Raw genomic sequence first — 25,279 nt, 5'->3', positions numbered from 1 at the left:
TCACGTCACCTTTAGCCCTTGTGGCCATGAGTGTCGGGCTCCGCCGAAGACACTCTGGCCGAAGGATCAAGGGGCGCGACACTCACGGACGGCGCAGCCGTCTTGGCGTCAGTTCTTTCCAGAGAAGCCTTTCCGACTTCCCCATCCGAATCAGGCGAGCCGTCATCGGAATCTGTCTGAAGCAAATCGGCAGCGCCAACTTGCTCAGACGGCTGAACGGTCACCCGGCCAGCACACCATGTCTGTGGAACATACATCGACCGATCAAAGTCTGGACTAGTCGTGTTCCCGTCCTTTTTCCTCAGCAACGCACGACTCGCTTCAGTAATACGATTTCCATCGCTAAGCAGCCCCATACCTCTCAGGCGTTGCAAAAGCAGTTTCGTCACACGGCAGTCGAGGCTCATTGCCCACGCAATACTGTTCTCATTGGTAATGCCGCGTTTGCAGTGCCGCAAAACTGCCATCGCCTCATTGCTTACCGGGTGTACGTTCCCAAGTTGCTGGTTGTGAGTTTGTCCAAGGAGCTTGGGTAACCAAGTGGGTAGGTTCCGTTTTGGAAACAATCCCTCCCAATCCGCATCGTGATACCAGAGAACACCAGGCAGATTGTCCGGCACGCTGTGAAAAAATACTAGGTTGGACATTGTCTTTCCGAACCCGCGTCGTGCGTACCATGGGATTTTGTCAATTGAATCGCAAAAGTCGACTATTTGTTGATTACGTCGTCCCCATGTAGATGCAATCCCTGCTGGGTCATGCACATACTCGCTAATGAATGACACCTTACTTGACCGCTTGAATTTCCGAGTCGGATGATCTGAACCGGGTAGCGAATTAATGATTCTCTTCTCGGCTTCTTGCGTCCGCGAGAATGCGATGATCTTGAGACGAATGTAACCAAAGTTCCACCAACTGAGAATTCGCTTATGCTTCATAAGGCATGTTAAGAATTCTATCACACGTTGTCCGCTGCCAATTGAATCGTCGAGCAAGACAATCTCGTGTATTTGCTTCTCCTTCATCGTGTCTAAGTGAGGGTGATCGACAAAACGTTCTCGGTCCAATTTGACCAACGCTGCAATCACTGAGTTGACAAGATCCTCACTTCCGAGCGACGAACTGCTTCGTCTAATCAATTTGCCATTTTCATCCCATAACTGAGTAACTTCCGATTCAAGTTTCCTCACGGCAATGATAGCACAAGGTGACGCTGCATTGTCCTGCAATGTCTGTTTCAGCCACTGTGAAAAAACATCACTCGAAACGAACTTAAGCTGCAAAAGCAGTTCAATCGCAACAGTGCGCCATTCAGGAAACTTATTCAGCCATACTTGGATTTCTTCCGAATGATCGATTACTTCCAACGACAGTGACTTCAGATCAACCGGCATTGATCACCTCCGAGCCTTGAGCGGCGATTTCGGGATTGCGTCTGATTAGCGCATCGCGAAGCGGTGAATCGACGAACACGTCCGCAGCCTGACAAGATACTTGTGGCCCAGGCACGAACTGCCAGCCAAGTTTCTCGCAGACATCGAGGATCATCTGTTCGACGGTGTTGGCTTCGTTAAATGTCATGATGGGCTGTTACGGAACAGTGAGTTCAAAACGCTGCGTTTTAGCGTCCGACACGTGTCAGCATGGTCTTGCAGTCCAATGACGTGCGTACGCAATCCTTCTAGCAACTCAACAACATTCCTTTGGACATCTAGTCGCGGCCGAGGAACGGCTACATTTTGAAGCACGTCCGTGGGAAGTCTCTTTGTGCCGTGGGACGTTTCAGTCACCAAATTCAATAAGCGTGGCTTCCGCCAGTGAAACCAATGAAAAAGGAAAAGCGGTAGGTATTGGTCGGAAGGTACAAGGGCACGCATATCTTGATTAAAAGTCAGTTCCCTTCCAGTCATGGCTATCGGGAACGAATGAGCCAGAATTAGTCCTCGCACAACGATGAGAATACTGTCACGCGGCACGATAGTAACGCGATCAGCAATTGCAGCATTCGTGATGTGATCTATTGCGTCGTTGATAACATCGGTCTTCATGTCCTTCGGACTTACCCAAGGAAAATCCCCTCCCCAATACTCTTTTTTTTCTTTCGATGGAGTTCCGCCGCTTCGCCATTCTCCAACGTCGCCAAGCGAGACAGATTCGTGCAATTCAGCCGCTTCGGAATAAAGGCGAGAACGAATCGTCGACAATGCTTGTTCGCATTTACATCTCGCCTGGGCGTATGTGTCGATAACGGTATCTGCCGCAATCAGAACTTCGGCAAATCGCGATTGTGTCTTCAAATCGGGAAGTTGAAACCGGTACGCGGCTATGTCACGCCATCTCACGTGTGGATTTGTCGAACCAATCGACATTGATGTTGCGTAGTCGATGAATGCCTCAGTTTGGAAGACATACGGCAATAGTTCAGTATCGATTCCTGACTTGGCTTTGAGTGTGAGCGTTTTCTCGCCACAGATTCCGTCAAAATCTGCCACAGCCGTACGACGGAGATGCGGGTTTCGCGTGGGGTACAGGACCTGCCCAGCTTTAAACAGCTTGTAAAAGGTTGGTGGCAAATCTTCCGAAACTATGTCGCCCCAACGGTCGATTTTCAATCTTTCAGTGTCGAAATGCTCAACCTTGAGAAACCGTTCCAATCCTGCTTCTTGCGGGTTCCGCTCAACATCTTGGAGGTGTGAGACAACATCTCCGAGCCTGACCGCTTTCCAGTCTCCGGACTTTGCTCCTTTAGTTGAGACAAGCTTAAGATCACTCATGTCCGCTCTCCAACCAACTTCAAAAGGGACTCAGCGTCTGCTCGAATTTTCTTTGAGCCTTCTGACCACTCGCTAGCCGCGTCTTTAAGCAATTTCACACGGTTCGCTTCGACCTCACCTGCCGCCACCGCACGGACATACAGAGGTATTCTCAGGTCCGATTGGTTGTTCTGTATCTCTTCAAGTGAGACGACCGATGAAAAACCGTCGATATTGATGAAGCTTGAATAAGCATGCACGATTCGTGTGATATGCTCGTCGCGAAGAAAGCTCTGAGTGTTTTCACGTGCCACTTCGTATCGAGCATCGATGAACAGCACTTTGTTCTTTCGCATTCTCGGCTTCTTGCTGCGGCAAATTACAACACATGCCGGCATTGTTGAGTTGTAGAACAGATCTTTACCGATACCAATGACGGCTTCGACGATGTCGTGTTCCACCAACTTTTGTCTCATCTTCTTCTCAGCATCGCGGAACAGCACGCCGTGCGGAAACAAAATCGCGCACCGGCCGACGTTCTTTGTCATGCTGCATACGATATGCTGAAAGAATGCATAGTCAGCAGTGTTCTGTGGGGGGAGCCCGTAAATATTGCGGCCCCACGGATCAGCGGAGAAGGCATCGCGATCCCACTGCTTGATCGAGTACGGCGGATTTGCCAGTACCAAATCGAACTGCCGCAGTCGGTCGCCCTCGACAAACTTCGGGTCTGAGAGCGTGTCGCCTCGAAAGATCTTGAAATCCTCGACACCGTGCAGGAAGCAGTTCATGCGAGCGATGGCCGACGTCATCAGGTTTCGCTCTTGGCCAAACAAGCCGACGTTCCGCCATTCCTTTTTCTGACGCTGCAAGTGTGTGATGCTCGAAAGCAACATGCCACCGCTGCCGCACGTCGGGTCATAAATGGTCTCGCCCGGCTTCGGTTTCAATAGCTCGGTCATCAAATGCACGACCGTGCGGTTCGTGTAGAACTCGGCCGCCGTGTGTCCGCTGTCGTCGGCGAATTTCTTGATCAAGTATTCGTAGCCGACGCCCAGTTCGTCTTCGGGGCAGTTGGCGATTGACAGCGTTTGCGAACTGAAATGCTCGATCATCTCCTTCAGCGTGCGATCGGGCAAACGGTCTTTGTTCGTCCATTGGGCGTCGCCAAAGATGCCGTACAGCTTGTCGGTGTTGGCCGACTCGATCTTCCGCATCGCGTCCTGAATCGCCTTGCCAACGTTCTTGCTGGTTTCCCGAACGACGTTCCAGTGGGCGTCCTCGGGGATCACAAAGCGATGATTCTCGGCAAACGAAGCGTAGTCTTCATCCCCATCGGACTCTGCCAGCGCGATCGCGAATTCTTCGTCGTACACATCGCACATGCGTTTGAAGAACAGCAGTGGAAAGATGTACTGCTTGTAGTCCCCCGCATCAATGAATCCCCGAAGCAGTGTCGCCGCGCCCCAGAGGTAAGATTCGAGTTGGGATTGGGTGATGTGGGTCACTGCAAATCTCTCACTAATCGAATCATTTTTGCGGATGGGCGTTCAATACTAGAATTGATTCGGTACTTGAGTGGCTGCCCTTCTGTCAGATCAGTCCAATCCGCTCTATCGATCAAATCACGCTTTTGAAAATACACGTCAGGCCCGCCCGGAACAGCAATAAACCCAAAATCTCTATCCCACTTTACTGTCTTAACGTATCCTGATTGAATCTCGTATAAAGAGTTACTAGGATCAAGTTCTTCAAGCTTCTCAATAATCGAATCCAGCCTCTCGCGAGAAACCGAGTCGGACTGATACTTGAAAGCACGGTAAGGAACAGGAAGCATGCTGGATAGATGCTTCTGCATCTTGGAATCAACGAACTCGGCAGGTATCTTGAGGTATAGATTGATGAAGTTTTCAATGTGGGCTATTGAAAGCTGTACCTCTTGCCTTACTAGGAATGCTTCGGCAGCCCGATACTCCGATTGAAGTGCTAGATCAAATGCAATCGTTCGTTGTCGTTCAGTGTTACTTTCGCGTTCGGCTACGCTAAGGGCGATCTCCCTGCATTTAGAGAACTTGCTTTGGTAGAGATTGCACCGCGCCAACTCGAGCTTGATCTCCGGGGAATCAGAGGCATGCCCTGCTGCCTTAACTAACAGCCTCTCCGCAGCTTCTGCGTCATCGAAAGCTCGCAACTGAAACTGCGCGTAGAAGTATAAGACTTTGACCGAGTTTGGATTGAGTTCCAGAGCTTCCTCATAGTCCTCTTGAGCACCAACAATGTCTCCCGACGCGTTCTTTATCCACGCGGACACTCGATAGGTTTCATAGAATGTTGGTGCAAGCTCTCTCGCTTGATCTGATGACTCAAAAGCCGAATCGAAGTCGTGTTTTTTCGTATGGCGAAGCGCATCCGAAAGCAGTTTTGCGATAACAACATCTCCATTTGACTTTACTTCGACTGAATTTACGTTGAAATGTCCACCTTCCAATTGTTGCTGCTGCTCTTTCTCGGCCACTAGTTGCTGACGCTTTCGTTGTAGCACTTTTTGACGATCTTGCGGAAGCGGATGGTGCCGTGCCAAGTACTTACGGCAGAGCTCAGTAATTCCGTATGTAGTCTCAAAGCCACCTGCCAGCGCCGTGCTCGAGCTCACAGCCATATTAGCTGTGAGCAATTCATTGAGCCGCTTGCGCAGTTCAATCGGAGCCATTTCACTCAAATATGAAAGCTCTGATGTCGTTTGATTGTGTTTGCGAAAAAACAGTATATCAACGAGAGACTTAGCGTCGCTGGTGAGGTGCTCATACACATTGGACAAGCAGAATTCAAGAATCAAACTAGGGTCAGCAAGAGCTTTCTCCGGTGAGGATCCAGATGCTACAGAGAGTACAAACCACTTGATATGAAGCGGATTATTCCCCATGCGTTTGCAGTAGGGCTCAAGCCTGGAATTTGAATAGGCAGTTAGGGTGCTAAGACTGTGGATTTTTGCCATCTTCCGAAGCAGCTCGATTGACTCCCTGACTTCAAACGGAGGTATTTTGATGGGGCGGTCGTACGCACCGATACCAATACGCGACGTGACGAGAACTTTTGATCCATCCGGCAATCTACCGAAGAACTCACGCATTCGGTCATCAAGAACGGTCTCTAGATTATCGACAATCAGAAAAACCCTAAATGCGGTCATTAATTCAATCAATTGCTCGATGGGGTCTTTCGCCTGATCTGTGTTCTCACCAATCCCATGGATTGCCTTAAACACTAAATCCAATGAGTTCGTGATCGCTCCTTCAATCTGCCTGATTTCGTGCGAGGTCAACACCGTCGTCTTGGATGTTACCCAGACGACTGCGTCGTATTTATCCGCGCAGTTGTCAACAACGTGATAGGCTGCCTGCAAGGCAATTGCTGTTTTGCCCAATCCGCCTTCACCGATAAGCGAAATTACATTCCAGTGCCCATCGATTAGTGACTTTAACTCCTTGAGTTGCGTTTGTCGTCCAATGAATCCCGTCTCATCAAAGTCTGGGTTTGGTAAGTTGTGCGGAATAGCGTTTTCGCTGACATCCCAAGATGGAATTTTCAAACTCAATACGAAACCCGCATCGTGAGCAAGTTTATCAAGGCAATTCCTCAATGCGTCCCACATCAAATTGTCGTCATCGGCAAGTGCTTGTGCCGCTTCAAAGACATTTGTGAAGTCAGTTCCTAATAGGGGGCGGAAGTGACAAACTCGATTTCTAATCGCAATCAATTTGCTGATCAGAGCCGTCTTCTGCTTAATGTAATCTGCTGTATCTGGCGAAAAGAAGTTTGCGTTGCTATTGCACGTAGGGCAAAGGTCTCCGAGATCTAAATAATAGATCGCATCACTAAGATGGACTGTGGCGAGACCGTCGTTTAACGCTCGCTCCTTGCACCTCTCCAGTGCTCCTGGCTCGAGTATTTCATGGAGAGGAATCGTCTCACCTAAATTGGAAACAAGAATTTCGCGAAGATCGTCCTCCACGGCGCCCAGTAACGCGTAGAGTGTCAATCGAGTTGCATTTATCTTCATCGTAAGTTTTCTCCACCACCTTGTAGACCAGCGTCGTTGAGTAGTGTTTTCAGTTTATCTTCGGCTTCATACGCAGCGTTCAAGCTGACTTTTAAATTCTCGATTGCTTCGGCAACGGTGATTGTTTCTTCTTCGATCACCGGTTCGATGTATCTCGGAATGTTCAGATTCCAGTCGTTTTCTTTGATCTCGTTGAGCGAGACGCAGCGGGCGACGCCTTCGACATCTTGATAGTCGCGATACCATTGGAATATCTGATCCACATGGCTCGAGAGCATCTCGTTTTGTGCGCGGCCTTTCTTGAATTGGCTGGACGCGTCGACGATCAGGATTTGCTTCCTTCGTTTGGCCGGTTTCGTTTTGCGAAACACCATGATGCAGGCGGCCAGCCCGGTTCCGTAGAACAAATTCGGTCCCATGCCGATGACCGCGTCGAGGATGTCCATGCTCAAGAGTTTCTTGCGGATGACTCCTTCCTTGCCCGTCCGGAAGAGTGCGCCGTGGGGAAGCACGACGGCCACCTTCCTTCTTGTACGAATTTGTAGTGCGTCGATTTGGAGACTTTCAAGTAGGTCGCCAGTTCATCGATCATTAGCACTTCATCGTGTGGGGCTTGCATCGCATTGCCATTATTCGGGTGAGCGTAGTTGGCCCTGTGACAGGTTGGGTCACGAGGTGGCATTGTCCGCGTTATTGACAGTTGCTGTCAATTAGTGGGAAGGCAATGAGAATGGCCGGTCGCTTTTCAGCGGTCGGCCAGGATTGGTTGGTAGTTTCGCCTTGCTTTGTTTAGCTATTCGCCTCATTCGGCAGTGGCGATGCCTTGGCGTTCTCTCGGCTAGGCGAGCCCAAGCTTCGCGTTTTCCCACTTTTTCCGCGAGTTTGGGTGGCATTCTGCATGGCTCTAGCCGGCTTGTTGGGCTATTCCGATTCCCTTCGAGCGGTTCTGCTCCGCGTAGATCTGAGTTACAGTAACCTCCGAATGCCCTAGGATGACTTGTGCTGCATCGAGACCGTACTGCTCCCGCAGACGCGTTGCTGCTAGGTGCCTGAGTTGGTTGGGAGACCACTTGGGAATGCCGGCCTTTTTGCATGCGTAGCCAATGGCTTGCCCGTAGCTCCCCGTTTCGTAAGCATCGCCGGGTGGGGTGGAGGTTACCTTTCCTCCCCGGCGAGTTCTGGCGGTGTAGCCTGGACGGTTTCCACAGTTGTTCGGCGTCCGGCGGTTCTGGGCTCGCTCCTCAAGCCGTTGGCGGAGCGCTTCGGCCGGGGAAAAGATCGGGCTGGTCGCGGCTCGAACTAGGTAAGGCAGCAGAATTTCTTGAGCTCTAGGGCCGAAGAAGATTTCCCGCTGCTTTCCGCGGTAGGCAGTCTTGTGGTTTTCGAGAGTTGCAATCCAAACTTCGTCCCTGCGGTCGATCATGCCGGGAGTCAGTTGGCACACCTCTCCCGGCCGGCAACCGCACAGAAGCTGCACGCGAATCATGTCGGCTAGAACTTTAGGTGCCACTGCTAGAACCGCATCGACGTGAGCCTGGGCGACCGGTAGGACTCGTTTCGTTTCCTTGGCGGGTGTTTCGCCGGGGCGCAATGGGATTACGGTCTCGAGTGTCTGGGAGATTGAAACCGGTAGTATTCCCTCGCTCGCACTCCAGCGGAATAAGGATCGCACCCGCTTCATCAGGGTATTGATGTACTGCCGGCTTCTCGTCCCGTTGTGGAGATTATGTCGGACCGCACGATACTCAAGTGGGCCGAACTTCATGGCCTCTAGATCCGAGTATAGCTCTTTTAGGGCGGCGTAGGCTGGTAGAACGCGGTGGTATTCGCTGTTCTTGCCTTTACCGTGGCGTTTGCGGAGGTAGGAAAGGCTGGAAGCGATCAGTTGCTTGACGGTGACTTCGTGCGACTGAATTCCAAAGGTTGGGGATTCTTGGCAGGCTGCCCACTCTGCGATTAGGCGGGCGTAGGCTCGCTTGCTGTCTGCGGAGCCGTGTTTTCCTAGATAGTGGTCGCGTCCGTTGAGGGTGACGACGGCTTTGCCACTGGCTTTGTGCTTGCGGTAAGAAGGCGGGTTCGTTCGCATGGTAACGCTCCTTTCAAATGCCAAATCCGGTAATTACCGAAATTCGGAAGTTAAAAAGCAGCGCTCTCAGAAGGCTCTGAGGTTACGTTTGGTCAACGAATCGCTTGATAAAAAGGCAAGTGGCCAGGGCCGGGATCGAACCGGCGACACACGGATTTTCAATCCGTTGCTCTACCAACTGAGCTACCTGGCCAACCTCATCTGGCAGGGGTGCCGCCAAAGCGGCCCCTTGCTGACGATGCAAGAATGCTATTTCTCATCGGTCACTCTGTCAACTACACATGCCGAATTCCCGTCTGCGGAAATCGAAATTGCTCTCCTCGGCTGCGGTTGCTCGGGTTGTCCAGGTGATTTGCATGATGCGTATAATTCGGACTAAGGATGGGGGAGCCTACCTAAGTCCCTGGACGCGCCAGCGTGCCAGGACGTTCCTGGACTCCGGGTTCCTATCGCCTATGGCGGATGACGGCATTGTTATTGTTAAGGACCGGCCGTGATCGAGTCTGGGTTTTGCGATTGTTTGGCTTGAGAGTCTTGCCTTTAGCGGGACAAGGGCTGGTGAGCCTATTATACTGGCGGACGGGCACAGGTGCCTTATTTACTTGGGGGGGCCTGCGTTCCTGCCCGGCAGTTCGATCTTGGAAGGTTGGAGTTGCCCGAGGAGATTGGTCTGTATTGGAGTCTGGGGTAAATGTTCAATCGGAAGTCTTGGGCCTGTCTGCTAACCGCCCTGTTCTGTATCCAGTCCGCAGCCGTTCGTGCGCAGTATTCTCCAGAGCACCCCAAGGTGAAGGCGATGGTCGATCGTGGCGTGGCCTATCTCGTTTCGGGGGAGGTGACTCCCGGCGTACACGATACCCAGGTTGGTATTCGATTGATTGCCGGCTATGCCGTCTACAAAGCAACCGGTGATGCGGGGCTGGCCGTGGTGCAGGACGGAGTTGCTGCAGCCCTGGAAATTGTGAGGTCCCTGCCGGGGTACCGAGAACGTGGGGAATCCAAGATCGTCTACGAGGCATCTGTCGCGGCGATTCTACTAGCCAGCGTAGATGCATCGAAGTACCGGCCGCAATTGGATACGGTACTTAACTGGTTTGCTCAGGTTCAGAAGCCGCACGGTGGTTTTGGCTATCTTGGGAAACCCACCGGCGACACCTCTCAGGTCCAGTACGTCGTGCTGGCGCTGTGGACGATGCAGCAGGTCGGCATGGAGGTTCCCGTACAAATGGTGGAGGACACAATTAACTATCTGCGGTCCACGGTGGATCCCTCCGGCGGCTGGGGCTACCAAGGGGTTCTCGGCAACGGGCGCGTGGTGAAGCAAGAAGGGGTAACCAAATCGCTTTCGACGGCCGGGATCGGCGCCTTGATCATCGGTGCGGACTTGCTCGGATTTTATGGCAAGCGGCAGATGGGGAACTTGCCCACCGAGGGGATCCCGGCGGCATTCGTGCGCGTGGATCTCATTGAAAAAATTCGGAAAGAGCGGCGAGAAGTCTCGCTGAGCAAAGGCGATATCGAGGGGGTGGTGACCGCCGCGCGACGCTATCAAGCGACCGTGCCTCACTCGGGGCCCTGGTTTTTCTACTGGCGTTATTCCCAAGAACGCTATGAAAGCTTTTGGGAGATCGTTGAGAACAAGCAGAACAAGAGCCCTGACTGGTACAACTCGGGCGTGGAAGACATGCTTCGGATGCAGGGGGAGGATGGATCGTGGGGGAGTGCCGGTGGGGCAATGCAGTTCACGTCATCGCGCACCGAGACCGCCTTTGCGATCTTGTTTCTCATCCGCAGTACGCAAAAGGCCATCGGTCAGCTTGACGAGGGCGTGACCTTTGGTGGTTATCGATTGCCGGATGACGTGAGTACCATCAAGATGGTGGGGGAGCGGATCGTAAGCGATTCCGAGACGAGTGTGCAGAATCTCTTGGAAATGTTAGAAGGAGAGGCAGCGGCTGGGGTGGAAGTTGGTTTGCTCCCCAAGGATCTACAGTTGGCGGCGGATGCCAAGCAGCGTAAGGAGCAAGTGGCCCGATTATCTCGCTTGCTGGTGAGCCGTGATGCGAGTGCCCGCCGTGTAGCTGCCAAGCTGCTGGGGCGAAGTGACGACTTGGATCAAGCGCCCGAGTTGATTTTCGCGTTGTCGGATCCAGATCCCTATGTACCGATGATCGCAGAGGAGAGTTTGCGTTTGTTGAGTCGCAAATTGACCGCTGGCAAGCTGGGGAGTGAGCCGACTCCCGAGCAGCGTGATGCAGCGGAGACATACTGGAAGAATTGGTACCTAGGGTTGCGGCCAGACTATATTTTTATTGACCGGTAGTGGGCAGAACATGAGTAGTGTTGTTGACGAGGGGAAGTCGAAGAAGCCGGTGCCCAGTCGTGAAGTGCGCGGCGGAACGGGCCTGCGCACCCAACGGGTCGATATGGTCGCGAGCTTGCTGATGGCAGGCTTGGTCGTCCTCGGGATGCTCGTTTTTCTACTGCTCCTGGTGTGGTTGACTCAAACCTTTACGTGGAGCCCCGGTGAGCTGATCATTGAAGAGGAGCGGATTGCGGGTCGAGGAGACCATGCTGAAGGATTTGAGCGGGATATTGAACCTCCCGGAGCCGAGGAGGTCGAAGAGCTGGTAGAGCCGACGTTGCAAGAGTCGCTGGAGGCGGTTACCGAGGCGGCTACTAGCGTAGCAGCCTCGCTCGACGCCGTCGATTCGGACTCGGCGAGCGATAGTAGCGGTTCGGGGCGTGGTGACAGCCGCCCGCCGGGCCCACTGGGGGAAGGGGATGATATCGTGCCGCGGTTTGAACGCTGGGATCTCAAGTTCTTAGCGAAGGGCAAGGCTCCGTACGCTCAGCAGCTCGACTTCTACCAGATCGAACTCGCCTCGATTGGCGGCGGGGTCAAGACGGTGGATTACGCCTCGCGATTCACCGGTTCTCCGCAAAGTCGCTCTGGCAGTAGCGCCGACGAAAATAAGACTGGACGCCTCTATTTTATGTGGCGCCAAGAAAACCCACTGAAAGATTTTGATCGCCAATTGTTAGAGACGGCGGGGGTGCGCACTCAAGGTCGGCAGATTCTCAAGTTCATTCCCAAATCGCTAGAGGGAGCATTGGAGCAGGCGGAGAAACGCTACTTTCTCGACAAGGGGAAGACCACCATTAAGCAGGTGGCCAAGACTATTTTTGAATCACGACCTGCCGCCGGCGGTGGCTACGAGTTCGTCGTGATCGAGCAACGCTATCGGACTCCCAAAGAATAGAATCGCACGGGCAAGGGAAGGGTTTGCTGGAAATCATCCGCAATTCCGAGTGCTCAGAGTCCCGCTAGTAAGGCAGCGAGGTTATTATGGAAATTCGGCCCTTGCGGTTTGTACGCTAAGACACCTCATTGGATTTCGGCACCACACCTTGCTCGAAGCTGTGCGATTCGTGGAGATCGCAGCCTGCCGCGTAAGCAAGGCAGGGGTGGTACCTGTTGCGGAGAGCGTTTGGGGGTGGTTTGAGCGTTAAGTGTTCTGAGGGTAAAGAGATTAACAAAGCCGTTATGCGGCAGGTTACGAACCGAATCAAGCCGCTTGCGCCATGCTTGACTTGGGACTTTTCGTTGAAGGCGCACGAAGCTTTTCTAAGAAGATTATCAATCAGCCCCATAGGGATATGCCTCGATGCCGCAGACTGTCTACGATTGGATTGGACTCGCTGACTATTGTGCGTTGGCTGCCGTTGCTCTGTTTGGCGCCTACTGTTGCTTGCTCGTATGGACGCGAGTTGGGCAGAAGTGGTTCAAGACGGAGGAAGAGCAGGATGCATTCTTGGATTCTATCGAAGCCGACTTGCAGGCCGGCAATTTCGAGGCGGTCGAAGAGGCCTGCGAGGGGGATCCTCGAGCTGTCGCCATGTTAGTCAGCTTGGGCGTCCAGAACCGCCATCTGGGCTACGCTAAGGTGAAGCAATTGCTAACCGAACGCTTTCGTCGCGACGTGTTGGCTGAATTAGAAAACAATATTAGCTGGGTCACCACGGTGGTGAAGACCGCTCCGATGCTCGGCTTGTTCGGTACGGTAACTGGGATGATTGGCGCCTTTGCGACGCTGGCGTCTGCTGCGAGTGTTGAGCCCACGAAATTGGCAAAAGACATTAATGTGGCACTTTATACCACTGCCATCGGGCTGAGCATCGCTATCCCCTTGGTGATGGCGCTCAATGCCGTGAACAATCGAATCCGCCACATGGAAGAATTGGTGGGATCGGGTGTCACGCGTTTCCTGGAAGCCTTTCGCATCGGATTAGCTCGTCGAGAAAAGAGATCCGCTTAGGTTCCCAGACTTTAGGAGCTTCGGCGACGTTTCTCTCTGGAGGCGGTTGAGAGGCTTCCTTGCTCCACCAAGCATTGGTCGGCGAGAGGGCCTGGCGGTCCTGGGGCGTCCGTTACTTTTTCCACCGCATCGCTAGACAACGGTATGGATCGTAGGTCCGGCATCTTATCTACGAATTAGTCTTACATCCTAGTTATGGGAATCGAATGTCCAACGCGACTCTAGAACCCTATGTTGATGATGAACAGGACGAAAGTACCGAGTTCCTACAGCCTCGCGCACCGACGAGCGACGATGAGTTGGATATCACTCCCATGATTGATATTACCTTCTTATTGCTGATTTTCTTCTTGGTCTCCTCAAAAATGACTGCCGAGCAAGCGGTCCCCCTGCCGCCTGCCAAGCATGGTTCACTGGTGTCGCCCAAAGAGTCGGTGATCGTCATTATGAAGCGTGGAACAGGAGATGAGGCTGAGGTTCAGAAGTCCGATGGCACACCCTTTTCAAGTGATATTGAACAGCAGAACGCGGAAGTGGCGGAGTACATTCAGCAGGGATTGGATTCTGGCAAGAAGCATGTGATCATTCGCGCCGAGGAGACGGTACGGCATGGCGAGATAGGACGCGTTAGTGAGGCGATCGGAGAGTCGATGGAAGAGGGGCAGATGATCAACATAGCGGTTATGGAACAAGGCTAAGGGTAACAACGGTAATGGCGCTTCGATTTCAATGTCCTGCTTGTAAGGCTGTTAAGGCGGCAAATCCGCGTTTGCTGGGACGCGAGATCGCCTGTCCAGCTTGCGGTGCGCCGGTGCAATTGCCCTCTCAAGCACAGATCGATGAAGAGCAGCGGGAGCGAGCTGAGCATAAGCGTCAGCTGGCTGCACTCGCTACGGTTATGAAGCAGACGACGACCGCGTCGGTCGTTGAGGAAGTTGAGTCGGCGGAGAGCATTGAGCATCGCATGGCAGCCGAAGAGCGTGCGCTGGCCGCCAACTCGGCAAACTTTGTTCGTCCCAAGCCTCCTGCGGGGGAGGATATGGATATGACGCCGATGGTCGACGTAACCTTTCTGCTGCTGATCTTCTTTATGATTACCGCTTCCTTTAGCGTACAAAAGAGCATTCCACGCCCTCCACCGCGCGCCGAAGACCCGAGCACGCAAGTGACTCCAGATCCAGAAGATCAACAGGATCTGGTAACGGTGCAAGTCGATGAATTCAACGCCTACAATATTATTACTCCTGATTGGGACCGGATTTGTGGCAGTAAGCAGGATTTGATCGTTGCCCTAAACGAGGCGCACTCTGGCGGAACGCCTGGAAGCCAGCCGGTCAAGCTGGTGATTCAAGCGCATGAAGATTGCATTCACGGAGCGGTGATTGCTGCCTTGGATGCCGGACGCGAGGCTCAATTTGCAAACTTTGAAGTAAGCACCGTCGAGCAATTTGACTAAGCAGCAACTTATAAACAGATCTCTCTCAAATAGACGTTGGTATCGATGCAAAAGCAGGCGCAACAATTCATAGAATTGCTCGACTCACAGCAGTTACTCGCTCCTGAAATCATTGAGGAGTTGTACAGGCAGGTTAGGGAAAGTCGCACGAAGTTGACTCCTGAGTTGTTGGCCAAACTGCTGGTCGACAACGGGCATTTAACGAAATTTCAAGCGACGAAGTTAGTCACGCAAATCCGTGATAATGGAGCACAAGATGCCGAATCTAGCGAAGCGTCGGAATCGGTCGATGAGGAGTTGGGGTTCGCTCCTGCGGACAATGAGCAGCCCGATGCGTCGGCTGCCTCCAATGTGGCAGCGGTGTTTGTGGACGACGAAGATGAACCGATTGATGTTGCCGCTGGCGATGTCGAAGAGGTGAACGATGGGCAGGAAGTTGCCGATCCTGTTGGGCTGGTGGATGCCGTCGAGGTCGTTGAAGTGGTGGAAGCGGTTGAGGTGTCCACCCCCAAGAAAAGCAAGTCCGCTCATGCCGATCGGAAGAGTACGCCCCCGCGTAGCAAGGCTGTTGTAAAACGACCTGCCGCCTCTGCTGCGAATCCGTATGATTCCTTTCGCGTCCTGGGAGTTGGACTGGCACTCGCACTCGTTTGCGTGGCTGGCTTCTTTCTGGTGCGGCATTTTTGGAGAGGCAACGCCGAGAAGAACCTGCAGCGAGCTGACGACGCTTACGAACAGCGTTCGTACGACCAGGCAGCCAAGATGTATCAGGAATTTGCAGACGTTTTCACGACGAACGAAAATGTCTCGTATGCGCGCGTGCGGGCCGCGCTAGCCGCGGTGCGTAAAGATGCGGAAGGGGCCCCCGATCCCGTCATCGGCCTCACGACGGCTCAGGCCGTTTTGCCGCAAGTTGCCAATGAACCCGCCATGCGCGATCAGCAATCGGATCTGGCTGGCTCGCTAGTGGGACTAGCCACCAAGTTCAATGAACGGGCCGATCGAACCGAAGAGACTGCGGCTCGAAAGGATCTGATGGACCAGATGGGCAAGCTGTTGGAGATGATCGAAAATCCTCTATTCGTCGGCAACGCTCAACGAGATCAGCAAGCACCGACTTTGTTGCGCATCCACGAAGACCGCAAACGCATTCTGCGAGAGATCAATCGCGATGAGGAACTCGCCAGTGCGCTGCAAGCTATCGATGAAAAACTAGCTGCCAAGGATGTACTGGGCGCCTACCAACTGAGGAAGGAATTGACTCGGACCTACCCCCTGCTCCTAACCAATGCAGGGCTGATGGAACGCGTTCAGAAGGCATCGGAAATTCAGCAATCATTGGTGACCACGAGTTCATTGAATCCCAAGCTGTCGACAGCTGGAATTGAACCCGAAAGCGGCGGCCGGATCGTGCTGGCCAATCGAAGTGGTGGTCCAGCCGCCGAGCTTGCCGGTCGGATCGTGTACGTGAAGGTTAAAGGCTCCGTCTATGCGCTCGATGGTGAAACTGGCGAAGTGCGGTGGCGTAAGTTTGTGGGAAGCGATTTCAAAAGCGATCCCGTCCGGCTTAGTCCAAGTAAAGAAAGCGACGTGATGCTCTGCGACCCTGAGCAGGGACTCGTCTCTCGGTTGGAGGGGAAATCGGGCGAGATTGTGTGGTCGGCTGAACTTGGGCATCCGGTGCATGTGCCCGTGGTGGAGGATGAGGATCTATTTGTCGCAACATACGACGGTTCACTCTTGAGTCTAGATAGTGTCGGGGGGCAGACGAAGTGGGCGATCAAACTACCTCAAGGCGTCCCAGCTTCTCCGGGAGTAGCGCGCGGCAAATCTAATTTGTACTTGCCCGCAGAACACAGCAATCTGTATGTCATCTCCCGCAAAGATGGAAGTTGTCAGCAGGTTTACTACTTAGACAACCAGGCCGGGGCTATTGTCGTGCCGCCAGTTGTTCTGCTGGGACAACTGTTTGTATTTGAAAATGGTGGCAGCGATTCAGCACAGGTACGCGTGTTTGAACTGGATGACGCCGGGCTTATCGTAAAAGAGAGTCAAACACCATTTGCCGTGAGCGGGAATATTGTCGTTGCTCCTCAGATCGATGGACGTCGCCTCGTCGTCCTGTCCGACTTGGGAGAGTGCATCGTCCTCGATATTGAACCCTCTGCTAAGACCCAGAAGGTCAGTTCGCTGGCGAGTGTTCCCAAAAGCAACTACCGTCCGCAATCCTCTTGGCTCCTCACCGACAGCAATAAGATTTGGGTTGCCGATTCACGCTTTACAGGTTTTGAATTGCAGCCCGCTCTGCAGAAACTCAAGCGTGCATGGATTAAGAATGACGGCGATACCTTTACGGGGCCGCCCCAGAAATTCGACGACATTATCGTGCACACGCGACGCTTGCGAGGAAACCGCGGAGTGCGGGTTTCGGCGGTGCAGGCCAATACCGGCGAACCGGTGTGGGAGAATGATCTGGGCGTTCCGGTGACCCTCATTGCGGCACCCGCCCCAGGGAAGTTTGATATCGTGAATTCGGAAGGGGCTTACTATGCGTTTGATGGGCAGCGTCTGGTGAATTCGCCCGACACGAATCCAGGCGATGGCAAGCCGTCGCTAGATTTTTCGGCACCGGTGGTGTTGTCCGACGGCAGGACCATCTTGTTCAACCGCTCAAAGCCGGGGCAGCTGGCACTCTATTCGCCCGCTGGCACTAAATTGAAGCTCTTCTCCGCCAATTTTGGCAGCGGTGCACCCAGCAGCGGTGCTGTGGCAGTCGGCGACAATTTTGCTGTCGGTCTGGACAATGGGCAATTCGTCGTGATCGATCCCAACACTGGAGCTCATGCAGCCAGCCCCTACCAAGTGACCTTGGAGCCAAATCAAAAAGTGCAGTGGAATACTCCCGTCTACCTAGCCGACTCACAGACCTTTGTGATCGCTAGTGACCAAGGGCAATTGGTGCGATTGAGCGCTGGAGATGCCTTGCGTCCCTTGACCGAAGTAACTCTCGAAAATTTGCTAGAGGGGCCACTGTGCGTCATGGGAGATCAAGTTTGTGCGGTTGAGGCGTCGGGAGCGGGAGACCTGCTGCAGTTTTTTGATGCTGCCAGCTTGAAGGAGGGAGCTTCACTGGCTCTGCTCGGACGGCGTGTGGCTGGACCGTTTCCCATCGAAGACGGCTGCCTCGTGCAAACTGACTCTGCCATCGTCTGCGTAAATGTGGACGGGACACAGCGATGGAAACTTGATTTCTCGAATTCGACATTGGTCGCCCCTCCCTTTACTTCTGAAGGGCAACTCGTGTTGGCAACGCAGGCCGGTGGGTTGTGGTTGGTCGATCCGACGCAAGGTGACGTGCTGGGGAGTTCCGATGCACGGCAAGCATTCACGTCAGCCCCGATTGCTCAGTCTTCCGGATTTTTGGTTGGCAGCGATGAAGGGGCCGTCTTGGCTCTACCCATTCCTACCGCTCCGTCTGTGGGCGGCGCAGCGTCTGAAGGGGGGCTGTAGTGCAAGAGCTTAACTACCGCTCACGCGGTCGAGGGACTGGGGGCGATTCTCGAAATCGTTCGCAAGCAATCTGGCGTCAATGGCCCCGCTCAGCACGCTTGCAGTGGCTGTGCGCAATGTGCGTCGCCTGGGCAGTTGTTTGGGGAGCAGCGGGGCAGGGGAGTTGCTTTGCGCAGGAAGAGATTGAAGTCGTTGAACCGCCCCTCATCGATCAGCAACCCTTCGACTTGATTACGTTGAAACCGGCGGCAGGAGGAGATAGTGTCAAGGTTCTAACGCTCCCATTTCCCGGTCGTGTCGTACCGTCCAATCCCAAGGAAACCGAAAAATTACCCGTCGTATTGGTGCGGTTCCAGGAACGCAAGTATGAGGTCCTGTGGCGCGATATTGAACGGGTTGAGTTGTATGAGCAGAGGATCTATCAACAAGCCTTGGATGCGATGGAGAACAAGGACTTTATCGGAGCATTTCAAAACCTCAGCTTCTTGATGAAGAACTACCCTGGCATGCGGCAGCTGGAGTCATTGCGGCAGGAATTCTTGTTTCGCAGCGCCGTGGAACTGTATACATCGGGTGCGCTCCCGCAAACGCTCTCCGCCCTAGAAGAGCTCAAGGAAACCGCTCCTGGCTACCGCGCTGCTGCAGTCAATGGCGCGCTGTCGCGCGTCGCGGACAGCATGATGGGCGAGTATTTGAAGAATGGTGATCTGTCGAGCGCGAAAAAGATCCTCAAGCGACTGAATGATCAGTATGGGGCGTCCCTGCCGGTGGTCAAGCAATGGCAGGCAAAGCTCGAAGCGATGGCGCAGGCCAAACGCCGTGAAGCGGTGGCTCTGATGGAAGCTCAGGATTACCGCGCCGCACGCAAGGCGGCGGTCGACATGCTGAGCATCTTGCCCGATCTCAAGGAAGCGCAAGACTTGATCAATGAGATCAATCGGATCCATCCCATGGTACGCGTGGGCGTGATGCAACGCAGCCGAGAATTAGATCCGGCCAGTTTAGTGAATTGGCCCGCCCGCCGCGCTGGGAGCTTGGTCTACCAGTCGCTGTTCGATTTTGTGGAGAGTGGCCCCGAGGGAGGGAAGTATCGATTCGCACTCGGCACTTACGCACTGAGTGACGATCGACAACAATTGATTCTTTCCCTTGACCCGAGTCTGGAAAGTAACATCAACGCGTACGACTTGGCACAGATTCTCTTAGAACGTGCGGAACTCGATAGCGACGATTATGATGCATCCTGGGCTGCTATCTTTCGATCGGTGTCCGTCCCGTCCAGCCAGCAAGTGCTGGTCCAGTTAAAGCGACCGAACGTTCTGCCCCATGCACTGTTGCAATGGACGATTCCCGCCGGCGAGGGCGATGCCTCCGAGCCCCAGGAATCAAAGCTGCCTGGCGAGTATCGTATTGCGACGCAAGACGAGACGGAGACTTCCTTCAAAATCCGCCCCGCAGCTGCCCAACGTGGCGCCCCGGTCGAAATTGTGGAAGTCTTCTACACCGATCCCAAGCTTGCCGTAAACGATCTGTTGCGTGGCGAAATCGATTTGCTAGACCAACTCTATCCAGCAGATGCGAAGCGCTTAGCTGCCGACCCGCGTCTGCGAGTAGCCGCCTACTCTCTGCCGACGACACATATGTTGATTCCCGTGTCCGACGATCCCTATGTGCAGAACACGAAGTTTCGCCGGGCATTGCTGTATGCTACCAATCGCGAAGCGATGTTGACCGGTGAGTTGCTGAATAGTCAAGATTGGGATGATGGACGTCTGGTGAGTGGGCCGTTTCCCCTTGGCAATGGCGAGTCGGATCCCCTAGCTTACGCTTACAATCCTGAAGTCAAACCGATCGAATACAGCCCGCAGTTGGCCAAGCTGCTGGTCGTCATGGCCGAAAAGGAATTGGATAAGGCGGCAGAGAAGCAGCATAAGCCGACCCCCGAACGCAAACAGTTAGTGATCGCTTGCCCCGATTTTGAATTTGCCCGCGTAGCCGTCCAGGGAATGATTCAGCAATGGCAAAACGTTGGTATCGCAGCGGAAATGCTGGTGCTGCCTCCAGGGGAGTCCGTGGACGAATCGATCGAATGCGATTTTGTCTACGTCATCACTACCATGTGGGAACCTGCCACCGATATCGAACGACTGTTAGGCGGAGACGGGATAGCGACGAGCGATAATCCCTTTATCGTCCAAGCTCTCGAACAGTTGCGAGCGGCTCGGAACTGGCGTGAGGTGCGCGACGCGATGCAAAACTTGCACCAGTTGATCGACTATCATTTGCCGGTTCTGCCTCTGTGGCAAGTGACCGATCGATTTGCGGTCAGCCGCTATGTTGAAGGCCTGGAGGGACGCCCCGTATCGCTTTACCAAGATGTGGATGCCTGGCGCGTAAATTTGGGCATTGAGAAAACTTTGGGACGCTAGGCAAATTGCAGATGAACAATAACGATGGAATGCGCCGAACGCCTCAGGGCTACCAAGCTGTTCATGGTCGTTCGCCGACCAGCGGGCAGAGCTCTATGGCGATGTTCCAGTGGCTTGGAAGATCGGTAGGGTGCTTGCTGGCTTGGTGCCTGTTGCCTGGAGTTGTGCTCCTAGCGGCCGACATGGCCGATGTGAAAATCTGGGAGTTTTCACCCTACGTGGTGAAGCTCGAATGTGCGTTTTCGGCGGATGTTTCCGTTTCAGAAATGGCACGAAAGCAATTTCAAACACAGCTTGCCAATGAACTCGAACGAACCTTCCGCGCTGCTTGGCAAGTGGAGGTGTCCTCGATGCCCCCGGAGGTTGCCGGTGCGATCGGGCGGCGTTTCGAAGGGTTTACGCTCGAGGATCTGCAGGATGCGGAATTCGTGCTCGTGGTTTCAACAGCGCGAGAGGAGACCAAGTCTTTACGGACCTTTGACGTGGCCCTGGAGGCGGTAGAGAGTGTGTACCTCGCCCGCGAGACCTTAGAGATGCTTGAGCTGGCAGCCTCGCGATACGTCGCAGCAGAGGATACGGAAGCCGCTTCGAAGCTATTGGGGAAGAGTGTCGTCTTTGAAGGTGGGAGCGACGCACTGTTGGCACAGCTTCAGGCAGATGCCATTAACTGTGCACTTATTCCAAGAGCTCAGCTACCCGCCGTTCAAGAGCAGATGCGACCATTGGTTACCATGCTGCCCTGGCAGTCCGATCGCGTGCTGCGCAGTTACGATAAAATGTTCTATCTAATGGTTGGCGTGGAGAATGCACGATTTACATTGAAGCTCCGAGAGCTCGATTGTCCGATGCAGTACCTGGGACCTATGTTTCAGAGCGAATGTGCCGAATGGTCGCAAGCAGCGCACGTCGCCGCTGCCCTGTTCCCGCTGGCTTTTGCACCGGTGGCTCGGGTTGAAGATGCCGATGCCACCACTGCCGAACTCTTGCTCAAGGCCGGTGGTTTAATCCTCGATCAATCCAACCCAGCCGCCATGGTTACCGGAGATGTCCTGCAGCCAATCATCCGTCGTGACGATCGCAACGGAGTGCCAACCTTGCTGGAAGCACTTCCTTGGACCTTTGCGGCTGTCACCGCCGGCGATGGGGTCAAACTGCAAGCGAACGTCTATTCGTATACCGGAGGCCCCGGCTTGCAGGGACGCAAGAACCGCCGGACTCAGCGAGTTGTTCTGCGAGTTCGCCCGCAAGTCGCGCGGACCGATCTTCAAGTCGAAGTGCGCGGAACCAAGGAGACGCAGTCGGGATGCTTTATCTACCAACGCGATCTTCTCTCCGGACAGTTTAATTACTTGGGAAGAACCGATTGGCGCGGTCGCTTTACGGTACCGATCCCGGATTCACCAAGCGTTATTCTTCCCGCGGCAATCAAGCGTGAGAAGCTAAAATCCGAGCGTGCGGTCGAGCAAGCTGCCGCAGCCAAGAAGGAGCTGGAAGAGTCGCTGGCTGCCGAAAAAGCGGCAGCTGAGAAGGCATTGGCAGATGTGGGGGGCACCTCTACCGAAACATCTCCAACAGCTACGGAAAATCTCGATGCAGCGGAGAGCTCCTCCGAAGCAATCGTCGAAGTTTTAGACACGGCTGAATTCGAAATCGAGCTGCGAGCGCCCCTGCTTCAAATCTATATCAAGAATGGTGATAGCGTACTGGCGCAATTGCCGATGGTACCGGGACTCAAAAGGGTCGAAGTGGCAAGTCTGCCGGACGATCGCCGCCGTTTGGAGGCCGAAGCCTTCGTAAAGGGGTTTCAAGGCGATATTCTCGATCTGATTGGCTTGCGGAATTTACTGTCAGCCAAGATCAAAATCTATCTGCGCGATGGTGAACTTGCCAAAGCTCAAGACACCATGAACGAACTGCGAGGACTTCGTACCTACACCGAAATGGCCGATGAATTGTCTGCAATTCAGCGTCGCATGTTGGATGAATCGGTCCGTACCATTCCGTCGAATTCAAAGCGACGCATTGACAATATGTTCCAATCCACTCGCAATATGCTGCAGAAATTCATGCAAGACAACTTGGTCAGCGAAAGTGAGCAAGCCATTCGGGCCTTTTCGTCGACTCCTGCGGCGCAAACGCCAGCTGGCGACGGGTAGAGCCAGTTGGTGGAGGAGAGTTGCTTTTCCTGGACCGATTTAGGGATGGGGAAAGACTCGCTAGTGCATTTTCAAAGTTTAATTTTCGGGTTGCGCGGAAATAAGGTGTCCGACACCAAAAGCCGGAACGGCCCTTCGGGTGCTTTGCACTTTTGGTGTCGGACACCTTTTTCCGAACGCTCGCTAGACCCTAATTTTTAGTGTTGACAATGCACTAGCCAACTCAGACATCTTCTTGTTTAGGGTCTTCTTTGTCGCGCCACGTGGGACGTCGGCGTCGTGCTTTGGGGTGGTGGTGGGCCTTCAATTCGGGCGCGTCGCTGGGCTGCAGACGCATGGCCAGAGGGCGCACCGAACGCCGCACGGACGTGGCCTGCAAACGCTGTTTCTGGAGCTTGGCGAGTTCATCGATTTCGTACTCGACCTCATCGCCCTCCTGCAAATCTAAGGTGCCGACTTTCGTCACCTTAGAAAAGTGGAAGAAGACATCTTCGTGCAGATCTTCGGAGTGAATGAACCCGATCTTCTTTTCGGGTATGACTTTGACGACTTGGCCAATTCGCATCGTGGACTCGCTTCACACGCTCGTGTTAGGGATTTTGAACAAAGATTGACAAGCGGTGAATGGTGTTGGTCCGCCCGGCCACAACTTTAGTTTGCCAAGACGCTTGAGGGTAGACCTGAAACGCCCGTCATCGAGGCAACCAGGCTATTCCCTACCGTTCGGAGGGCTCGATGCCACAAATACTCCGCCTCTTCGAATACCAAACTGGGGGAGATTGGGAGCGGGAGCCATTTGCCGGCCGCAAACTGCTGATCAAGCTCGCCGGTGCCCCATTCCGTTTGGCCGACGATTAGCTTGAAATGCATCTGACTTGGAGTCTTCACCAGGGTTTTCAGGTTTTCCAATTGAGCGGTGCAGTAGACCCCCTCGGCACATGCGTGCTCGGACAGCTGAATTTGATCGTGCAAGGCGATGATGGGACCCGAGTGGGGGCCGCCAAAGTTCAAGGTTGGCCGAGTTGCTACGGCTTGGCCTCCCGACAATTGCTTCCACAAGCCATCCGCGGTGACGGGGAGTTGTCGATTCAGGAAAATGCCCACTGCTTGATCTGGAGAGTGGTGGACAACTAGGCACACAGAGCGGCCATAAAACGGATGCTCCCAGGCCGGGGCTGCCACGAGCAAGTGCCCTGCCAAACAATACTGTATCTCTTGTGGTAAGCGATTAGTCATCTCTTGGTTACTCAGATCCTCAGTTCAAATGGATTGAATACGGAACTGTCAGGCTGGCAATTGGCCAACCGGTCCAGATGCTTAATAGCAATAAGTGTGCCAAAATGGGGATAAGAGTGGTGGCCGCTGCGGAGGATCGCGTTGACATGGGACACCTTCAAGCTTACGACTTAACCGATCGTTGATTGTCAGTCATTGTGGAGAAAATAGATGGAAATCGAGAATATGCGGCGCAACTATCAGGAAAATTCGCTTGAATTGGCGGATGTTGCCAGCGACCCAATCCAACAATTCAAGATTTGGTTCCAACGCGCCCAAGAGGCCAATAGCACCCCTTGGCTAGAAATCAATGCAATGACCCTCTCCACCTGCAGCGGAGAGGGGCGGACCACCTCCCGCATCGTGCTGCTCAAACAGTGTACGTCGGAGGGGTTCGCGTTCTTTACCAATTACGAATCTTCCAAAGCTCAGCAGCTGCGGCAGTACCCCTTTGCGAGTCTAGTGTTCTACTGGCCACATCTGGAGCAGCAGGTTCGCGTGGAGGGCCGTGTCGAACGGACGTCGGCAGAGGTTAGCGATGAGTACTTTCAGGCCCGTCCGCGGTCGAGCCAGATTGGTGCGGTGGTTAGCCCTCAGTCTCAGCCGGTGGCCGATCGTCATGAACTTGAGAAAGCGATGACCGAACTAACTGAGAGCGTAGGGGAGGGACGCGTGGAGCGTCCCGACTATTGGGGCGGCTATTTGCTTAGGCCCGATCGCGTGGAGTTTTGGCAAGGCCGTCCCAGTCGCCTGCATGACCGTATCGTCTACGAATTGCAAGACGCGCAATCCTGGAAGACTTTCCGTATCGCCCCCTAACCATCTAGGCTTGAAGCGGGGGGATCGCCCTCGGCCACTTCACGACCGCGCCGAAGCTGCAGCGAGTGAAACAAATGCGTATCTGCCCCCACTCACTGGCTTGACCGAACCCGTAACCCGCCACGTGACGGGCTGTTGAAATAGTAACCCGCCGCGTGAGCAAGGAAAGATAACCTCCGCTACAAGTCAATTAAGGACGCAACCTCCGCGTTAAAATTCAAATTGCGATTAAATCAACAGCCCGGTGAGCAAGGATGGGTGGTTGTCGTGACAAGGTGATTGGGGAACTGCCTTCTCGCGTTAACTAAAACGCTCTTCACTGATAGTCCGTGGTTGAATGTGGGGGCGAACACGGCCCGGGGGGCCGCGCTACGAGTGCGCTGCGGTGGCCGAAAAGCGGTTGGCAGCAAGGTGTT

18 protein-coding genes and 1 tRNA gene are annotated in these 25,279 nt (G+C 53.9%); 9 read left to right on the top strand and 10 right to left on the bottom strand.

The genetic code is table 11. The annotated features are described in order from the left end of the window. Window positions 1-11: 11 nt before the first annotated feature. From Q31a_RS26155 to Q31a_RS26120, 8 genes are all read right to left on the bottom strand, one after another. The gene (locus Q31a_RS26155; RefSeq protein WP_145084660.1) at window positions 12-1,394 is read right to left on the bottom strand and encodes a phosphoribosyltransferase-like protein; all 1,383 of its coding nucleotides are present in this window, start codon (window positions 1,392-1,394) and stop codon (window positions 12-14) included. Then, a complete protein-coding gene (locus tag Q31a_RS26150; RefSeq protein WP_145084657.1) occupies window positions 1,384-1,581 on the bottom strand; it encodes a PDDEXK family nuclease in 198 nt (65 codons plus the stop codon). The genes Q31a_RS26155 and Q31a_RS26150 overlap by 11 nt, the downstream gene beginning before the upstream one ends. After that, a complete protein-coding gene (locus Q31a_RS26145; protein WP_145084655.1) occupies window positions 1,578-2,774 on the bottom strand; it encodes a restriction endonuclease subunit S in 1,197 nt (398 codons plus the stop codon). The genes Q31a_RS26150 and Q31a_RS26145 overlap by 4 nt, the downstream gene beginning before the upstream one ends. Then, window positions 2,771-4,261: a type I restriction-modification system subunit M gene (locus tag Q31a_RS26140; RefSeq protein ID WP_145084652.1), complete on the bottom strand. Its 1,491-nt coding sequence runs from the start codon at window positions 4,259-4,261 to the stop codon at window positions 2,771-2,773. Before Q31a_RS26140 ends, Q31a_RS26145 begins: the two co-directional genes overlap by 4 nt. Beyond that, window positions 4,258-6,813: an NB-ARC domain-containing protein gene (locus Q31a_RS26135; RefSeq protein WP_145084649.1), complete on the bottom strand. Its 2,556-nt coding sequence runs from the start codon at window positions 6,811-6,813 to the stop codon at window positions 4,258-4,260. The genes Q31a_RS26140 and Q31a_RS26135 overlap by 4 nt, the downstream gene beginning before the upstream one ends. After that, on the bottom strand, window positions 6,810-7,334 hold the full coding sequence (locus Q31a_RS26130) for an SAM-dependent methyltransferase (protein WP_261342694.1): 525 nt from the start codon (window positions 7,332-7,334) through the stop codon (window positions 6,810-6,812). The genes Q31a_RS26135 and Q31a_RS26130 overlap by 4 nt, the downstream gene beginning before the upstream one ends. 383 nt (window positions 7,335-7,717) lie before the next feature. After that, complete coding sequence (locus Q31a_RS26125; protein ID WP_145084646.1) at window positions 7,718-8,899, bottom strand: tyrosine-type recombinase/integrase; 1,182 nt, start codon at window positions 8,897-8,899, stop codon at window positions 7,718-7,720. 120 nt (window positions 8,900-9,019) lie between these two features. Further along, window positions 9,020-9,092: transfer RNA gene (locus Q31a_RS26120), tRNA-Phe, on the bottom strand. 498 nt (window positions 9,093-9,590) lie between these two features. On the opposite strand from Q31a_RS26120, the gene Q31a_RS26115 reads away from it, so the two are divergent. From Q31a_RS26115 to Q31a_RS26080, 8 genes are all read left to right on the top strand, one after another. Beyond that, window positions 9,591-11,222, top strand: a complete 1,632-nt coding sequence (locus Q31a_RS26115; protein WP_145084643.1) for a hypothetical protein — start codon at window positions 9,591-9,593, stop codon at window positions 11,220-11,222. A gap of 10 nt (window positions 11,223-11,232) precedes the next feature. Next, a complete protein-coding gene (locus Q31a_RS26110; RefSeq protein ID WP_145084640.1) occupies window positions 11,233-12,162 on the top strand; it encodes a hypothetical protein in 930 nt (309 codons plus the stop codon). 405 nt (window positions 12,163-12,567) lie between these two features. Continuing rightward, window positions 12,568-13,218 carry a MotA/TolQ/ExbB proton channel family protein gene (locus Q31a_RS26105; protein ID WP_145084637.1) on the top strand — a complete coding sequence of 217 codons (651 nt, stop codon included), beginning with the start codon at window positions 12,568-12,570 and terminating at the stop codon, window positions 13,216-13,218. A gap of 206 nt (window positions 13,219-13,424) precedes the next feature. Continuing rightward, window positions 13,425-13,916, top strand: a complete 492-nt coding sequence (locus tag Q31a_RS26100) for an ExbD/TolR family protein (protein ID WP_145084634.1) — start codon at window positions 13,425-13,427, stop codon at window positions 13,914-13,916. A gap of 14 nt (window positions 13,917-13,930) precedes the next feature. Continuing rightward, entirely contained in the window at window positions 13,931-14,674 is a 744-nt protein-coding gene (locus tag Q31a_RS26095) for an ExbD/TolR family protein (protein ID WP_145084631.1), read from the top strand. Between the two features lie 45 nt (window positions 14,675-14,719). After that, window positions 14,720-18,184: an outer membrane protein assembly factor BamB family protein gene (locus tag Q31a_RS26090; protein ID WP_145084628.1), complete on the top strand. Its 3,465-nt coding sequence runs from the start codon at window positions 14,720-14,722 to the stop codon at window positions 18,182-18,184. Further along, complete coding sequence (locus tag Q31a_RS26085; RefSeq protein WP_145084625.1) at window positions 18,184-20,613, top strand: ABC transporter substrate-binding protein; 2,430 nt, start codon at window positions 18,184-18,186, stop codon at window positions 20,611-20,613. The genes Q31a_RS26090 and Q31a_RS26085 overlap by 1 nt, the downstream gene beginning before the upstream one ends. Window positions 20,614-20,624: 11 nt before the next feature. Next, window positions 20,625-22,769: a hypothetical protein gene (locus Q31a_RS26080; RefSeq protein ID WP_145084622.1), complete on the top strand. Its 2,145-nt coding sequence runs from the start codon at window positions 20,625-20,627 to the stop codon at window positions 22,767-22,769. Window positions 22,770-22,992: 223 nt separating this feature from the next. On the opposite strand, the gene Q31a_RS26075 is transcribed toward Q31a_RS26080, so the two are convergent. Together Q31a_RS26075 and Q31a_RS26070 are read right to left on the bottom strand one after the other, a co-directional pair. Then, complete coding sequence (locus Q31a_RS26075) at window positions 22,993-23,334, bottom strand: cold-shock protein (RefSeq protein ID WP_145084619.1); 342 nt, start codon at window positions 23,332-23,334, stop codon at window positions 22,993-22,995. An 86-nt stretch (window positions 23,335-23,420) separates the two neighbouring features. Continuing rightward, window positions 23,421-24,005, bottom strand: a complete 585-nt coding sequence (locus tag Q31a_RS26070) for a YqgE/AlgH family protein (protein ID WP_145084616.1) — start codon at window positions 24,003-24,005, stop codon at window positions 23,421-23,423. 210 nt (window positions 24,006-24,215) lie between these two features. On the opposite strand from Q31a_RS26070, the gene pdxH reads away from it, so the two are divergent. Further along, window positions 24,216-24,863, top strand: coding sequence for a pyridoxamine 5'-phosphate oxidase (gene pdxH, locus Q31a_RS26065; protein WP_145084613.1), 648 nt, complete (start codon window positions 24,216-24,218; stop codon window positions 24,861-24,863). Window positions 24,864-25,279: the final 416 nt, after the last annotated feature.

The sequence above is a fragment of the Aureliella helgolandensis genome, assembly GCF_007752135.1.
Lineage (GTDB): Bacteria > Planctomycetota > Planctomycetia > Pirellulales > Pirellulaceae > Aureliella > Aureliella helgolandensis.
Note: the sequence above shows the minus strand (reverse complement) of the source record. Positions and strands in the feature narration are given on the sequence as shown.

Excerpts from the sequence above, each read along its gene's own strand:
- Q31a_RS26155 (WP_145084660.1), bottom strand. The coding sequence starts at position 1,394 with ATGCCGGTTGATCTGAAGTCACTGTCGTTGGAAGTAATCGATCATTCG.
- Q31a_RS26150 (WP_145084657.1), bottom strand. The coding sequence starts at position 1,581 with ATGACATTTAACGAAGCCAACACCGTCGAACAGATGATCCTCGATGTC.
- Q31a_RS26145 (WP_145084655.1), bottom strand. The coding sequence starts at position 2,774 with ATGAGTGATCTTAAGCTTGTCTCAACTAAAGGAGCAAAGTCCGGAGAC.
- Q31a_RS26135 (WP_145084649.1), bottom strand. The coding sequence starts at position 6,813 with ATGAAGATAAATGCAACTCGATTGACACTCTACGCGTTACTGGGCGCC.
- Q31a_RS26125 (WP_145084646.1), bottom strand. The coding sequence starts at position 8,899 with ATGCGAACGAACCCGCCTTCTTACCGCAAGCACAAAGCCAGTGGCAAA.
- Q31a_RS26115 (WP_145084643.1), top strand. The coding sequence starts at position 9,591 with ATGTTCAATCGGAAGTCTTGGGCCTGTCTGCTAACCGCCCTGTTCTGT.
- Q31a_RS26110 (WP_145084640.1), top strand. The coding sequence starts at position 11,233 with ATGAGTAGTGTTGTTGACGAGGGGAAGTCGAAGAAGCCGGTGCCCAGT.
- Q31a_RS26105 (WP_145084637.1), top strand. The coding sequence starts at position 12,568 with ATGCCGCAGACTGTCTACGATTGGATTGGACTCGCTGACTATTGTGCG.
- Q31a_RS26100 (WP_145084634.1), top strand. The coding sequence starts at position 13,425 with ATGTCCAACGCGACTCTAGAACCCTATGTTGATGATGAACAGGACGAA.
- Q31a_RS26095 (WP_145084631.1), top strand. The coding sequence starts at position 13,931 with ATGGCGCTTCGATTTCAATGTCCTGCTTGTAAGGCTGTTAAGGCGGCA.
- Q31a_RS26090 (WP_145084628.1), top strand. The coding sequence starts at position 14,720 with ATGCAAAAGCAGGCGCAACAATTCATAGAATTGCTCGACTCACAGCAG.
- Q31a_RS26080 (WP_145084622.1), top strand. The coding sequence starts at position 20,625 with ATGAACAATAACGATGGAATGCGCCGAACGCCTCAGGGCTACCAAGCT.
- Q31a_RS26075 (WP_145084619.1), bottom strand. The coding sequence starts at position 23,334 with ATGCGAATTGGCCAAGTCGTCAAAGTCATACCCGAAAAGAAGATCGGG.
- Q31a_RS26070 (WP_145084616.1), bottom strand. The coding sequence starts at position 24,005 with ATGACTAATCGCTTACCACAAGAGATACAGTATTGTTTGGCAGGGCAC.
- pdxH (WP_145084613.1), top strand. The coding sequence starts at position 24,216 with ATGGAAATCGAGAATATGCGGCGCAACTATCAGGAAAATTCGCTTGAA.